Source organism: Streptomyces sp. MK7 (assembly GCF_032658145.1).
GTDB classification, from domain to species: Bacteria; Actinomycetota; Actinomycetes; order Streptomycetales; family Streptomycetaceae; genus Streptomyces; species Streptomyces spiralis.
The window spans coordinates 438,835-452,563 of the sequence record NZ_JAVACL010000001.1 but is presented as its reverse complement, the minus strand read 5'-3'; the positions used below and the strand labels follow the sequence as shown (position 1 = coordinate 452,563).

Sequence of the window (13,729 nt, the reverse complement as noted above, 5' to 3'; positions counted from 1 at the left end):
GAAACACCGGCAGCCGCTTAGGCTCGCATCCATGAGTCTGCGCTTGAGCACCGTGATCCTTCCCTACCGCCGCTGGCACGAGGGCGGCCGTTCGGCGTGGACGCGCGCCGAAGAGCTGGGCTTCCACACCGCCTACACCTACGACCACCTGTCCTGGCGCAGCTTCCGGGACGGCCCGTGGTTCGGTGCCGTGCCGACGCTGACCGCGGCAGCGGCCGCGACCGAACGGCTCCGCCTGGGCACCCTGGTCACCTCGCCCAACTTCCGGCACCCGGTCACCCTCGCCAAGGAACTGATCTCGCTCGACGACATCTCCGGTGGCCGGGTCACCCTCGGCATCGGCGCGGGTGGCACCGGCTTCGACGCCACCGTGCTCGGACAGGAGCCCTGGGCTCCCCGCGAGCGCGCCGATCGCTTCGCCGAGTTCGTCCTGCTGCTCGACCGGCTGCTGACCGAGGACGGCACGGAGGGCGTGTCGTACGAGGGTGACTTCTACTCGGCGCACGAGGCCCGCACCATCCCCGGCTGCGTCCAGCGACCCCGGCTGCCGTTCGCGGTGGCCGCCACCGGCCCACGAGGGCTGCGGCTGGCCGCCCGGTACGGCCAGGCGTGGGTGACCACGGGCGACCCGAAGCTGTTCGAGAACGGCACGCCGGAGCAGTCGGTGCAGGCCCTGCGCGGCCAGACCGAGAAGCTCGCCGACGCGTGTGCCGCGATCGGCCGCGACGTCGCCGGCCTCGACAAGATCCTGCTGACCGGTTTCACCCCTGATCGGGGACGTCCGCTGGAGTCCCTCGACGCCTTCGTCGACTTCGCCGGCCGCCACCAGGAGCTGGGGTTCACCGAGCTCGTGATCCACTGGCCGATCCCCGACTCGGACTTCGCCGCGGACGAGAAGGTGTTCGAACGGATCGCCATGGAAGCGCCCTCCCAGCTGACGTGACCGAGGCGACCCCTCAGATGTGCACACTCCCGCACGGGCGTGCGGGCATATGCGGAACAATGACCCGGTGACCTCAGCGACTCGACAGCCCGAGCCCCCGGCCTCTCCCCAGCTCTCGACCTCGCTCGAGTCGGGAGGTGCTCCCGCCGTCAAGCCACGGCTCATCGCCACCGACCTCGACGGAACCCTGCTGCGCGACGACAAGTCGGTGTCGCCTCGCACGGTCGCCGCCCTCGCCGCCGCCGAGGAGGCGGGCATCGAGGTCTTCTTCGTCACCGGCCGTCCGGCCCGCTGGATGGACGTCGTCAGCGACCATGTCCACGGCCATGGCCTGGCGATCTGCGGCAACGGCGCCGCCGTGGTCGACCTGCACGGCGGCCCCGGCGCCCACCGCTTCGTGAAGATCCGCGCACTGGCGCGCGAGAACGCGCTGGACGCCGTCCGGCTGGTGCGCGAGACGGCGCCCGGCACGGTCTACGCGGTCGAGCAGACGTACGGCTTCTACCAGGAGCCGGACTACCCGAAGCTGCACATGGAGGTGCCGGACGCCCTCGCGCCCGCCGAGGAGCTGCTGGCACCCGGCAGCGTCGCCGCCGGGCAGCCGGTCCTGAAGATCCTCGCCCACCACCCGACGCTGGACCCGGACGCCTTCCTCACCGCCGCCCGCCTCGCCGTCGGGGAGCGCGCCACCATCACCCGCTCCAGTCCCAGCGCCCTGCTGGAGATCAGCGGCCCGGGCGTCTCCAAGGCCAGCACGCTGGCCCTGTGCTGCGCCGAGCGCGGCATCTCGCACGAGGAGGTCGTCGCCTTCGGCGACATGCCGAACGACGTCGAGATGCTCACCTGGGCCGGCCGGTCCTACGCCATGGGCAACGCCCACCCCGACGCGATCGCCGCGGCGTCCGGCCGCACGGTCGCCAACAACGAGGACGGTGTCGCCGTCGTGATCGAGCAGCTGCTGGGGGAGCGGCCGTAGTTCTCCGGGAGCGCGCCGCTACCGCGCGCCCACCAGCAGCTCCGCCGCCGCCTCCCGCTCCGCCATCCGCCGCAGCGGCCCGGGCAGAGCCGCCAGCTCCGTGTACGGTCCCCGCTGGACCACACGGCCCTCGTCCAGCACGATCACCTCGTCCACGGCCTCCAGTCCGGCCAAGCGGTGGGTGATGAGCAGTGTCGTACGGCCCTCGGTGACGGCCAGCAGATCGGCGGTGAGCGCGTCGGCGGTCTCCAGGTCCAGGTGCTCGGCGGGCTCGTCGAGGACCAGGACGGGGAAGTCCGCGAGCAGCGCCCGGGCCAGGGCCAGCCGCTGCCGCTGGCCACCGGACAGCCGCGTGCCGTGCTCGCCGACGAGTGTGTCGAGCCTGTCCGGCAGAGTGTCGGTCCAGTCCAGCAGCCGGGCCCGGGCCAGCGCGTCACGCAGCTCGGGCTCGGTGGCGTCCTTCTTCGCCAGCAGCAGGTTCTCCCGCACCGAGCTGTCGAACAGGTGCGCGTCCTGGGCGCACAGCCCGACGAGCCGCCGTACGTCGTCGCCGTCCAGCGCGCGGGCGTCGACCCCACCGAGGGTGTAGGTGCCCGGCCCCGGGTCGAGGAACCGCAGGAGCACCTGTGCCAGCGTCGTCTTGCCGGATCCGGACGGACCGACCACGGCCACCCTGCGGCCCTTCTCCAGGGTCAGATCCAGCCCGGTGAGCGCCTCCCGTTCCTGCCCCGCGTGCCGGGCCGTCAGGCCCCTGACGGTGAGCGGGAACGGCGATGCGGGCGCCTGCCGGGGCCGCTCGGGCTCGCGGACGGGCCCGGGGGCGTCCAGGACCTCGTGCACGCGCTCCGCGCTGCGGCGCACCCGCTGCCGGTACTGCACGGCGAGCGGCATACCGAGGACCGCTTCGAAGGCGGCGAGCGGGGTGAGGACGACGACGGCCATGGCCACCCCGCTCAGCCGGCCGCCGGCGACCGCCTGCGCGCCGACGAGGGCCGCCGCCGTGACGGTCAGCCCGCAGACCAGTGCGGTGAGCCCGTCACCGAGCGCGGTGGCGGTGGCCCCGCGCGAGGCAATCCGGGTGAGCGCACGGTCCGCCCGTCGCGCCTCGGCGGCACGGGCGGACAGGGCGCCGGCGACCGTCAGTTCTGCGGTCCCGGTGAGCAGGTCGGTCACACGGGTCGCGAGGGCGCCGCGGGCGGGGGCCAGCCGCCGTTCGGCGCGCCGGGCCACGGCGCCGGTGACCAGCGGGACACCGGCGCCGGCCGCGAGCAGCCCGACGGCGAGGACGGCACCGGCCTCGGGCAGCAGCCACGCGGTGAAGGCGACGGAGGCCGCGGACACCGCCAGTGCCGCGCCGGCCGGCAGCAGCCAGCGCAGCCAGTAGTCCTGCAGCGCGTCCACATCGGCGACGAGACGCGTCAGCAGATCGCCCCGGTGCAGCCCTCGCAGCCCGGCGGGCGCCAGCCGCTCCAGGCGCCGGTAGACGGCCACCCGCGTGTCCGCGAGCATCCGCAGCACCGCATCGTGCGACACCAGCCGTTCCGCGTACCGGAAGACCGCCCGTCCGATGCCGAAGGCCCGTGTCGCCGTGACCGCCACCATCAGGTAGAGCACGGGGGGATGCTGCGAGGCCCGGGAGATGAGCCACCCGGAGGTGGCCATGAGCCCGACGGCGCTGCCGAGGGCGAGGCTGCCGAGGAGCAGGGCGAGGGTGAGGCGCCCGCGCCGGGGGCCGGACATCGCACGGACCCGGGTGAGGACACTGCCTGTCGCCGCCACGGTCGCGTTCCCGGTTCCGTCCTCCGGAGCGAGCGCGCCTTCCCGCACCGTCTCCGCCATGGGTTCCGGACGGCTCGCGGGCACCAGCGCGGCAGGCGCCGGGCCGGGCCGCCGGGCGCCGTCCAGCCGCACCACCCGGTCCGCGACCCCCAGCAGAGCCGGCCGGTGGACGACGAGCAGCACCGTCCGCCCGGCCGACAGCCGCCGCACCGCCGCCACGACCTCGGCCTCGGTCGCTCCGTCCAGTGCGGCCGTCGGCTCGTCCAGCAGCAGGACCGGCCGGTCGGCGAGAAAGGCACGCGCCAGCGCGAGCCGCTGCCGCTGACCGGCGGAGAGCCCGGCGCCGTCCTCACCGAGTACGGTCCGCGTCCCGTCCGGCAGCGCGTCGACGAACTCCAGGGCCCCGGCGTCGGCCAGCGCCCTGCGTACGGCGGTCTCGTCCGCGTCGGGCCGTGCCAGCCGTACGTTCTCGGCGATCGTTCCGGCGTACAGGTGCGGCCGCTGCGGCACCCAGGCGATGCGGGACCGCCACTGCTCCAGATCGAGGTCGGCGAGATCGGCTCCCCCGACGCACACCCGGCCCTCGGTGGGCCGGACGAAGCCCAGCAGGACGTTGAGCAGGGTCGACTTGCCGGCGCCGCTCGGCCCGACGAGCGCGACCGTCTCCCCCGGCCGCACGGAGAAGGACACCTCGGCCACGGCGTCCATGGACCGTCCGGGATAGCGGACGCGCACGCCTTCGAAGGTCAGCGCCCCGGAGGGGACGGCCGCCGCACCGGACTGCGGCAGCGGTGTCTCCAGCACGGCGAAGATCTCCTCCGCGGCCGCCAGTCCCTCCGCCGCGGCGTGGTACTGGGCGCCGACCTGGCGCAGCGGCAGGTAGGCCTCCGGCGCGAGGACGAGGATGACCAGGCCGATGTACAGGTCCATGTCGCCGTTGACCAGCCGCATGCCGATCGTCACGGCGACCAGGGCCACCGACAGCGTGGCCAGCAGCTCCAGTGCCAAGGAGGAGAGGAAGGCGATCCGCAGGGTGCGCAGGGTCGCGCGCCGGTACTCGCCCGTGATGCGCCGGATCGACTCCGCCTGCGCCTTGGCCCGGCCGAAGACCTTCAGGGTCGGCAGTCCCGCGACCACGTCGAGGAAATGCCCGGAGAGCCGGGACAGCAGCCGCCACTGGCGGTCCATGCGGGACTGCGTGGCCCAGCCGATCAGCATCATGAAGACGGGGATGAGCGGAAGGGTGCCGACGATGATGGCCGCCGACACCCAGTCCTCGGTGACGATCCGCGCCAGCACCGCCACGGGGACGACCACCGCGAGCCCCAACTGTGGCAGATAGCGCGAGAAGTAGTCGTCCAGGGCATCGACACCGCGGGTCGCCAGCGCGACCAGCGAGCCGGTCCGCTGCCCGCTGAGCCATCCGGGACCCAGGGCCGCCGCTCGGTCCAGCAGCCGGCCGCGCAGTTCGGACTTCACCGCAGCGCTCGCCCGGTGCGCGGCGAGCTCGGTGAGCCAGGAGACCAGCGCTCGGCCGCAGGCGACGGCCACCAACAGCAACAGGGGAGTGCGGAGTTCGCCGACCGTCATCCTGTGCTGGAAGGCGCCGACCACCACGTCGGCGATGAGCATGGCCTGCGCGATGACCAGGCCCGCGCCGAGGGCCCCCAAGGCGACGACGGCCATCAGGAAGTGCCGGGTGGCCCGGGCGTAGCGGAGGAGACGCGGATCGATGGGTTTCACGTGAAACATGCCCTTCGGTCCAGGGGGTGTGTTTCAGTGTGTTTCACGTGAAACACACCCCGGTCGGACTCAGTGCGCGGCTTCGGCGATGTGCTGCGTGCCGATCCGCTTGCGGAACACCCAGTAGGTCCACCCCTGGTAGAGCAGGACCATCGGCGTGGCGATCCCCGCGCACCAGGTCATGATCTTCAGGGTGTAGGGGCTGGACGAGGCGTTGGTGACCGTCAGGCTCCAGTCCGCGTCCAGCGTGGACGGCATGACGTTCGGGAAGAGCGACAGGAAGAGCATCGCCACGGCGGCCACGATGGTGAGACCGGACAGGGCGAACGCCCATCCCTCCCGCCCGCTCTGGTTGGCCAACAGTCCGGCGACAAGGGCCAGCACCGCCACGACCAGCGCCACCAGGCTCCGGACGTTGCCCGAGTGGGCCTGCGTCCACAGCAGGAAGGCCAGGGCCACGACGGCCGTCACGAGGCCCACACGCAGGGCCAGCCTGCGCGCCCGCTCCCGGATGTCGCCGACGGTCTTCAGCGCCGTGAACACCGCGCCGTGGAAGGTGAACAGCGTCAGGGTGACCAGCCCGCCGAGGAGCGCATACGGGTTGAGCAGGTCGCCGACGCTGCCGACGTACTCGAGGTTCCGGTCGATCCGCACCCCGCGCACGATGTTGCCGAAGGCCACGCCCCACAGGAAAGCGGGAATCAGCGAGCACCAGAAGATGGCGGTCTCCCAGTTGCGCTGCCAGTTCTCCTCGGACCGCTTGGCCCGGTACTCGAAGGCGACGCCCCGGACGATCAGGCAGACCAGGATGACCAGCAGCGGCAGGTAGAAGCCGGAGAAGAGCGTGGCGTACCACTCGGGGAAAGCGGCGAAGGTCGCGCCGCCCGCGGTGAGCAGCCAGACCTCGTTGCCGTCCCAGACGGGGCCGATGGTGTTGATCAGTACCCGCTTCTCGGCCCGGTTCCGGGCGAGCAGCTTGGTGAGGACGCCGACCCCGAAGTCGAAGCCCTCCAGGAAGAAGTATCCGGTCCACAGGACGGCGATGAGGACGAACCAGACGTCGTGCAGTTCCATGACTGTGCCTCCCTCGGCCTAGTAGGAGAAGGCCATCGGCTTGTCGGCGTCACGGATGTCGCCGCCGATCTTCGTGGGCGGGTTGAGGTCGGCCTCCGTGAGCTCCGGCGGGCCGGCCTTGACGTACTTCGCGAGCAGCTTCACCTCGACGACGGCGAGGATGGCGTAGAGCAGCGTGAAGACGGTCATGGAGGTGATGACTTCGCCCTGCGAGACGCCGGGGGAGACCGCGTGCCGGGTCTGCAGCACGCCGTAGACGACCCACGGCTGGCGGCCCATCTCGGTGAAGATCCAGCCCCAGGAGTTGGCGATCAGAGGGAACGCGAGCGTCCAGATCGCGATCCGCCAGTACCACGTGGTCAGCTGCGGGCCGAGTGCCTTGTTCCTGAACAGGACCAGGTGCGGCACCTCGTCCTCCCCGACCCGCAGATGCTGCGGCAGCATGAACTTCTTGCGAGTGAGCCAGAGTCCGGCCAGGCCGATGGCGAAGGACGCCATGCCGAATCCGATCATCCAGCGGAAGCCCCAGAAGGTGACGGGGATGTTGGGCCGGTAGTCGCCGGGTCCGAACTTCTGCTGCTCGGTCTTGTTGACGTCGTTGATGCCGGGGACGTAGGAGCTGAAGTTGTCGTCGGCCAGGAAGGACAGCAGGCCGGGTATCTCGATCGCGACCGTGTTGTGGCCCTTCTCCACGTCGCCGTAGGCGAAGACCGAGAACGGAGCCGGCTTCTGTCCGTCCCACAGCGCCTCGGCGGCGGCCATCTTCATCGGCTGCTGCTTGAACATGACCTTGCCGAGGGTGTCACCACTGACGGCGGTGAGCAGGCCGGCGATGACGACGGTGACCAGGCCGAGCCGCAGCGAGGTCTTCATCGTGCTCACGTGCTTCTTGCGCAGCAGGTGGTAGGCGGCGATGCCGACCATGAAGGCGCCACCGGTGAGGAAGGCGGCGGAGAGGGTGTGGAAGGCCTGGCTGAGTGCGGTGTTCTGGGTCAGAACGGCCCAGAAGTCGGTGAGTTCGGCGCGGCCCCTGGCCTTGTCGATCCGGTAGCCGACGGGGTGCTGCATCCACGAGTTGGCCGCGAGGATGAAGTACGCCGAGAGGATCGTGCCGAGGGACACCATCCAGATGCACGCCAGGTGGATCTTCTTGGGGAGCTTGTCCCAGCCGAAGATCCACAGGCCGATGAAGGTGGACTCGAAGAAGAACGCGATCAGTGCCTCGAAGGCGAGCGGGGCACCGAAGATGTCGCCGACGAAGCGGGAGTAGTCCGACCAGTTCATGCCGAACTGGAACTCCTGCACGATGCCGGTGACCACACCCATGGCGATGTTGATCAGAAAGAGCTTGCCCCAGAACTTGGTCGCTCTGAGGTACTTCTCCTTCTCCGTGCGCACCCAGGCGGTCTGCAGCCCGGCCGTCAGGGCGGCCAGGGAGATCGTCAGGGGAACGAACAGGAAGTGGTAGACGGTCGTGATGCCGAACTGCCAGCGCGCCAGTGTCTCCGGCGCCAAAGCCAGGTTCACGTCGTCACTCTCCTTACGTCGCCGTGGTCACGGCGACGGTTTGCCCCGATGTGTCCCACACAACAAGGCAGCAATCGGAACTCGCTTGTGAACGCGTTCACATTCACAAGCAATTATGACGCACTGATTTTCGGCAGGGAACCCGGGGGTCCCCCTTCGCCGTCACGTCAAGGTCTTGGCAAGAACTTCAACAGCTTGTTGAATTGCACCTCGTGCAGATACGGATCTCCTGGCCCGCGGGACACCTCACCGCGACCCTCGACGACACCCCGGGCACTCGCCAAGGAGCTGCCCCTGGTCTCCACCGCCCAGACCTGGGGCGAGGAGGTCTACTTCGACACCGGCGTCCGTGTTCCACGCGAAACGGGCGCCCAGCAGGTCGTCGCCCCCGGCACGGTCGCCTTCTGGACCGACGGTGACGCTTTGGCCCTCCCCTATGGACCCACGCCGATCTCGCAAGGCTGGGGTCTCCCCCGAACGGAGTTCGAGGGAGAGTGCCGCCTCGCGAGCCCGTGCAACGTCCTCGGCCGGATCGACGGCGACCCCCGCCGCCTGGCGACCATGCGCGCCGGCGACCCGGTACGCGTGGAACCTGTCGAGGACTAGGGGCAGATCAGAAGACCGGGACGGCCGTTCAGGCCTCCCTGCGGAACGCCTCCGCGGTCTTGAGGAAGATGTCGTTCGCCTCGGTCTCCGCGACGGTCACCCGCACACCCTCGCGCGGGAACGGCCGGACGACCACGCCCGCCTGCTCACACGCCTCGGCGAAGGCCATCGTCCGCTCCCCCAGCCGCAGCCACACGAAGTTGGCCTGCGTCTCGGGCACCGTCCAGCCCTGCGCGCGCAGCGCGTCGACCACGCGCGTACGTTCGCCCACCAGCGAGCCGACCCGGCCGAGCAGCTCGTCCTCGGCACGCAGCGAGGCGACCGCCGCGTCCTGGGCCAGCTGGCTCACCCCGAACGGCACCGCCGTCTTGCGCAGCGCCGCCGCCACCGGCTCATGGGCGATCGCGAAGCCCACTCGCAGCCCGGCCAGGCCATAAGCCTTGGAGAACGTGCGCAGCACACAGACGTTGGGCCGCTCCCGGTACAGCGACACACCGTCCGGCACCTCGGCATCGCGGATGAACTCGCGGTAGGCCTCGTCGAGCACCACCAGGACATCGCCGGGCACCCGGTCGAGGAAGCGTTCCAGCTCGGCCCGCCGCACCACCGTGCCGGTCGGGTTGTTGGGGTTGCAGACGAAGATCAGTCGGGTGCGGTCGGTGATCGCGTCCGCCATCGCGTCCAGGTCGTGCACATCGCCCGGCGTCAGCGGGACCCGCACCGAGGTCGCCCCGCTGATCTGCGTGATGATCGGGTAGGCCTCGAAGGAACGCCAGGCGTACATGACCTCGTCGCCGGGGCCGCTGGTGGCCTGGAGCAGCTGCTGGGCGACACCGACGGAGCCGGTGCCGGTAGCGACGTGGGAGACCGGCACCCCGAAACGCTCGGCCAGCTCCTCGGTCAGGGCGGTGCACGCCATGTCCGGGTACCGGTTGAAGGAGCAGGCGGCGGTCGTCACCGTCTCCATGACGCCCGGCAGCGGCGGGTACGGGTTCTCGTTGGAGGACAGCTTGTACGCCACCGGGCCGTCGGCCGCGGCGGGCTTGCCCGGCTTGTAGGTGGGGATACCCTCCAGCTCGGCGCGCAGCTTCGGGCTCGTCTCGCTCACCGCAGTCCTCCTCGTGACCACACCGGCTTCCAATACTGCACACCTTATGAGGATTGGGCGCCCGTGCGAATGGGGCAGGCCCTATCACTCCCGTCCGGCCGCCGACCCGGCCTGTCACACAGGCATCGGCTGCATCAGTGGCACCATCGTACGAATTTGTACGGATACGAGGGGCGCGCCGCACATATATCTACGCGCCGGTGGCTCGCGCCGTGGCGCGCATCCCTCGTGAAGGTGAGTTGAGACCTCTTCGAGACCTCGGAGGCACGCCAGGCGCACGCGCGCCACCGCGTCATCTCCTGGCATTCCAACGCGTAACCGGCTTGTTTTCTAAGGCAGTTGAGCAGAGATGACCATGCAGAAACGTGCCTGTCAATGCGTGCATATGCGTCCGCACTACCCCACCCCATGAGCCCTACTATCGGCTCGCCATGACAGCAGCAGGGAAGCACCAGGTGAGCCGCGCGGAAACCTCACGTCGAGGCAGCCGGCCGGGCCGGGCGGGCATCAGAGACGTGGCCGCCGCCGCCGGAGTCTCCATCACGACCGTCTCCGACGCCCTCAACGGCAAGGGCCGGCTCCCGGACGCCACCCGGCGCCATGTCCGCGAGGTCGCCGACCGGCTGGGATACCGACCCTCGGCCGCAGCCCGCACCCTTCGTACCGGCAAGTCGGGCCTCATCGGCCTGACCGTGACGACGTACGGGGATGAACCTTTCACCTTCACCGAGTTCGCGTACTTCGCCGAGATGGCCCGCGCCGCCACCTCCGCCGCGCTCGCCCGCGGCTACGCCCTCGTCATCCTCCCCGCGACCTCACGCCACGACGTGTGGTCGAACGTCGCCCTGGACGGCACGGTCGTCATCGACCCCTCCGACCAGGATCCGGTCGTCAGCGAACTGGTCCGGCAGGGTTTACCGGTGGTCAGCGACGGCCGCCCGGCCGGCTCGCTCCCGGTCACCGCCTGGGTCGACAACGACCACGAGGCCGCCGTGCTCGACATCCTCGACCACCTGGCCGAGGCCGGCGCCCGCCGCATCGGCCTGCTCACCGGCACCACCACCGACACCTACACCCACCTGTCGACCACCGCCTACCTGCACTGGTGCGAGCGCGTCGGCCAGGACCCGGTGTACGAGGCCTATCCCGCCCACGACCCCTGCGCGGGCGCCGTCGCCGCAGACCGGCTACTCGCCCGCCCCGACCGGCCGGATGCCGTCTACGGGCTGTTCGACCCGAACGGCACCGACCTGCTCGCCGCCGCCCGCCGCTACGGCCTGCGCGTACCCGACGACCTGCTGCTGGTCTGCTGCAGCGAGTCCACGGTGTATGCCAACACCGACCCGCCCATCACCACGCTCTCCCTCAAGCCGCGCCGCATCGGCACGGCGGTGGTACAGCTGCTCATCGACGCCATCGAGGGAGTCGATTCCGACCACCCGGTCGAGCAGGTCATACCGACCGAGCTGATCGTGCGCACCTCGTCCCAGCGGCGCCCACCGCGCACGACCGTCAGCCCGCCACGCGCACCGGAGGGGCACTGAGAAGCCCGGGGAGCACTGGGGGCAGCCGGTCGCGGGATCGCCGAAGACGGCCCAATCGGGGCGAAAGCCGCGGTGAACCGCAGTCCTGCTCCGATTCACCACCCCTGGGTCATCACATGGCGCGATCCGCATTCCTATGATGGGCCCACGACACCGCGGGCCGCTGCGACCAGGCAGTCCGAAGCGGTGCAGATGCGGCGCGATGGTGGAGGGGTCGATGACTCAGGGGGCCGGTCAGGGACCCGAAGTGGAGCGGACGGCGACGCTGCGCGACTTCCGGGTACCCGCGTATGTGAACGAGACCGGTCCGTACGCCCACAACACCCACCCCGCCGAGACCCTCCCGCCGACCGAGGACGGCTACCCGGACGCGTACACGCCCACCCAGCGCGACCTTCCCGTCATCAACCGCGGCGACACACTCCAGGTGACCGTGGACCCGGTCCCCGCACCGGCCGCCCAGCCCGTCACCGGGCCCGGCCCGCTGTACGTCGTCGGGGACGTGCACGGCTATCTCGACCAGTTGGTCGCCGCCCTGCAGGAACAGGGCCTCATCGACTCCGCCGGCCAGTGGTGCGCGGGCACCACGCGGCTGTGGTTCCTCGGCGACTTCACCGACCGCGGCCCGGACGGCATCGGCGTCATCGACCTCGTGATGCGGCTGTCCGCCGAGGCCGCCGCGGCCGGCGGCTACTGCAAGGCCCTCATGGGCAACCACGAACTGCTGCTGCTGGGCGCCAAGCGGTTCGGCGACACCCCCGTCAACTCCGGGGCGGGCACCGCCACCTTCCAGGCCGCCTGGCTGCTCAACGGCGGCCAGAAGTCCGACATGGACCGCCTCCAGGACCACCACCTGCAGTGGATGGCCCGCCTCGACGCCATCGAGGAGGTCGACGGCTATCTGCTCGTGCACTCCGACACCACCGCCTACCTCGACTACGGCGACTCGACCGAAGAGGTCAACGACACCGTCCACGAGACGCTCACGCGCAACGACGCGGACGAGTGCTGGGATCTGTTCCGCAAATTCACCAAACGCTTCTCCTTCCGCGACGAGGGCGGCGCCGACGCCGTGCGCTCCCTCCTCGATACGTACGGCGGCACCCGCATCGTTCACGGCCACAGCCCCATTCCCTACCTGCTGGGCCAAGTCGGCTCCGAGGACGGCGACGACACCGCGGGCCCCGTGGTGGAGGGACCGCACGTCTACGCCGACGGACTGGCCATCGCGATGGACGGCGGCGTGACCATGGCCGGAAAGCTGCTGGTCCAGCAACTTCCGCTGGACGCCTGACCGTTCACCGCGCGAGCTTCCCCCGCCGGACCCGGGCACGGCCGGGCACCCAATGGCACCCAATTTGTGAAAACCCCCTGTCACCGCGCGCCGTCACGGCTCTACCATCGGCTTATCCGTAGCAGGCTCCCCTCCGTTTCTGCCCGACGGCTCGCCGCCGTGCGAGCCCCAAGCCCTACGGAGCATCGGGGGATGCACATGAACAGCGTTCCGCAGCACCTGTTGAGCGAGGACCGCCAGGAATACGAGCGGATCCTCGATGAGGCGCTGCGCTCCGCCCCACACCGCCCGGAACTGGCCGCGCTCGGCCAGCGGCTCAACAGCGAACAGCTGCGCACCATGGCGCTCAACGCCACCGCTCTGATCACCGCGGCTGCCGCCACCGAGTACCACCACTACGTGAAGGTCCGCGAGGAACTGCGCAGGCCCGCACCGTCCACCCCGTCGTCCGCCGGCGACACCGGCTCCGCGGACCTGGGCGCGGCCGCCACCGGGCTCGCCACCACCATGGGCGAGGTCGCCGAGCCCACCGGCGCGGGCGCCGGCGCCGTCGTCGCGGTGCTCGCCCCCGTGCTCGCCGGAGTCGCGGCGGCCCTCTTCCTGCTCGTCGGCTACATCCTGGAGATGCTGGATCCGGCCCCCGCCTTCGCCCGGACCATGGTCACGGCGGGCTGGGTGTTCGGCGCCGTGACCGCGGCCGCGATCGTCGTCGCCGGCACAGGGCTGCTGCTCACTGCCCTGCGCAACCGCCCCTCGCCCGAGACGGGACCGTACGGCGAACTGGGCGCGGAACTCGCCCGGGCCAGGCAGGCCTGGCACGACGCCCTGCTCGAACGCGGCATCGTGCCGTTCCTGCGCGAGGCGCTCGCCGCCTCCGGCTCGGCCGCACACCGTACGGACCCGTCGGCACCGAGCGGCCGCATCCCGCAACTCGGCTACGGCCGGCCCGGTTTCAGCAGCCCCGACGACGGCGTCCCGGGCTCCCGTCCGAGCTTCTCCAGCCCCGACTTCACCAGCCCGGACTTCGGAGGGCCCGAGCACCAGCCGGAGTGACCAGCCCCCGGGGCCGCACCGGCCCGCTCCCGCAGGGGCAGTCGGCTACGGCACCGGCTGGTCCGGGCGGCACAAGCGGTGC

At 70.9% G+C, this 13,729-nt stretch carries 9 protein-coding genes and 1 pseudogene; 6 read left to right on the top strand and 4 right to left on the bottom strand.

Features of this window, described 5'->3' with window-relative positions; all coding sequences use genetic code 11:
- Positions 1-31: 31 nt before the first annotated feature.
- Together R2S09_RS02035 and R2S09_RS02030 are read left to right on the top strand one after the other, a co-directional pair.
- Entirely contained in the window at positions 32-943 is a 912-nt protein-coding gene (locus R2S09_RS02035) for an LLM class flavin-dependent oxidoreductase (protein ID WP_306184495.1), read from the top strand.
- Positions 944-992: 49 nt separating this feature from the next.
- Positions 993-1,919 carry a Cof-type HAD-IIB family hydrolase gene (locus R2S09_RS02030; protein WP_306184496.1) on the top strand — a complete coding sequence of 309 codons (927 nt, stop codon included), beginning with the start codon at positions 993-995 and terminating at the stop codon, positions 1,917-1,919.
- An 18-nt stretch (positions 1,920-1,937) separates the two neighbouring features.
- Here R2S09_RS02030 and cydD read toward each other — a convergent pair whose 3' ends face one another.
- Genes cydD through R2S09_RS02015 form a run of 3 tightly spaced genes read right to left on the bottom strand, consistent with a single transcriptional unit; the run spans position 1,938 to position 8,042 of the window.
- The gene (cydD, locus tag R2S09_RS02025) at positions 1,938-5,450 is read right to left on the bottom strand and encodes a thiol reductant ABC exporter subunit CydD (protein WP_316739419.1); all 3,513 of its coding nucleotides are present in this window, start codon (positions 5,448-5,450) and stop codon (positions 1,938-1,940) included.
- Between the two features lie 60 nt (positions 5,451-5,510).
- On the bottom strand, positions 5,511-6,515 hold the full coding sequence (cydB, locus tag R2S09_RS02020) for a cytochrome d ubiquinol oxidase subunit II (protein ID WP_306184499.1): 1,005 nt from the start codon (positions 6,513-6,515) through the stop codon (positions 5,511-5,513).
- An 18-nt stretch (positions 6,516-6,533) separates the two neighbouring features.
- The gene (locus R2S09_RS02015; RefSeq protein ID WP_316739416.1) at positions 6,534-8,042 is read right to left on the bottom strand and encodes a cytochrome ubiquinol oxidase subunit I; all 1,509 of its coding nucleotides are present in this window, start codon (positions 8,040-8,042) and stop codon (positions 6,534-6,536) included.
- Positions 8,043-8,254: 212 nt separating this feature from the next.
- Here R2S09_RS02015 and R2S09_RS02010 point away from each other — a divergent pair.
- Positions 8,255-8,648 (top strand): annotated as a pseudogene (locus tag R2S09_RS02010) (cyclophilin-like family protein).
- A gap of 28 nt (positions 8,649-8,676) precedes the next feature.
- Here R2S09_RS02010 and hisC read toward each other — a convergent pair.
- Complete coding sequence (gene hisC / locus R2S09_RS02005) at positions 8,677-9,756, bottom strand: histidinol-phosphate transaminase (RefSeq protein ID WP_306184503.1); 1,080 nt, start codon at positions 9,754-9,756, stop codon at positions 8,677-8,679.
- Positions 9,757-10,187: 431 nt separating this feature from the next.
- Between hisC and R2S09_RS02000 the strand changes: the two genes are divergently transcribed.
- The 3 genes from R2S09_RS02000 to R2S09_RS01990 all read left to right on the top strand — a co-directional run bounded on the left by R2S09_RS02000 (position 10,188) and on the right by R2S09_RS01990 (position 13,647).
- The gene (locus R2S09_RS02000; protein WP_306184505.1) at positions 10,188-11,300 is read left to right on the top strand and encodes a LacI family DNA-binding transcriptional regulator; all 1,113 of its coding nucleotides are present in this window, start codon (positions 10,188-10,190) and stop codon (positions 11,298-11,300) included.
- 202 nt (positions 11,301-11,502) lie between these two features.
- Positions 11,503-12,594: a metallophosphoesterase family protein gene (locus R2S09_RS01995; RefSeq protein ID WP_306184507.1), complete on the top strand. Its 1,092-nt coding sequence runs from the start codon at positions 11,503-11,505 to the stop codon at positions 12,592-12,594.
- Between the two features lie 192 nt (positions 12,595-12,786).
- On the top strand, positions 12,787-13,647 hold the full coding sequence (locus tag R2S09_RS01990) for a hypothetical protein (protein ID WP_316739412.1): 861 nt from the start codon (positions 12,787-12,789) through the stop codon (positions 13,645-13,647).
- Positions 13,648-13,729: the final 82 nt, after the last annotated feature.

What these genes read in the sequence shown, in the direction of transcription:
- cydB (WP_306184499.1), bottom strand. Translation starts at nt 6,515, where the DNA reads ATGGAACTGCACGACGTCTGGTTCGTCCTCATCGCCGTCCTGTGGACC.
- cydD (WP_316739419.1), bottom strand. Translation starts at nt 5,450, where the DNA reads ATGTTTCACGTGAAACCCATCGATCCGCGTCTCCTCCGCTACGCCCGG.
- R2S09_RS02035 (WP_306184495.1), top strand. Translation starts at nt 32, where the DNA reads ATGAGTCTGCGCTTGAGCACCGTGATCCTTCCCTACCGCCGCTGGCAC.
- R2S09_RS02000 (WP_306184505.1), top strand. Translation starts at nt 10,188, where the DNA reads ATGACAGCAGCAGGGAAGCACCAGGTGAGCCGCGCGGAAACCTCACGT.
- R2S09_RS01995 (WP_306184507.1), top strand. Translation starts at nt 11,503, where the DNA reads ATGGTGGAGGGGTCGATGACTCAGGGGGCCGGTCAGGGACCCGAAGTG.
- R2S09_RS02030 (WP_306184496.1), top strand. Translation starts at nt 993, where the DNA reads ATGCGGAACAATGACCCGGTGACCTCAGCGACTCGACAGCCCGAGCCC.
- R2S09_RS01990 (WP_316739412.1), top strand. Translation starts at nt 12,787, where the DNA reads ATGCACATGAACAGCGTTCCGCAGCACCTGTTGAGCGAGGACCGCCAG.